At 67.2% G+C, this 265-nt stretch carries 1 pseudogene; it reads left to right on the top strand.

The features are described from left to right. Positions 1-200 (top strand): annotated as a pseudogene (locus RAD04_RS38815) (aminomethyl-transferring glycine dehydrogenase subunit GcvPB); the annotation flags it as partial. Positions 201-265: the final 65 nt, after the last annotated feature.

Below are 265 nucleotides of genomic sequence, written 5' to 3'. Positions count from 1 at the left end.
CGACGGAGACAGAATCGAAGGCGAGCCTTGATCAGTTCATCATGGCAGTTCGGTCGATCGCCGAGCGCGCGCAAGCTGGGGACCAAAGCCTGAAGGCTGCCCCGGTCCACGCGCCCCGGCGCCGGCTGGACGAGACGCTCGCCGCGAGGAAGCCGGTGCTGACCTACAAGGAGCCGGAGCCCGCGCAGGCGGCGGGGTAGCGGCCAAACGGGGGGAGGTTGCGAATGCAGGTACAGGCTCATCCGATCCATCAGACGTGGATCAG

This window comes from Bradyrhizobium sp. 25ACV (genome assembly GCF_054863005.1).
This window is presented reverse-complemented; position numbering and strand designations above follow the sequence as displayed.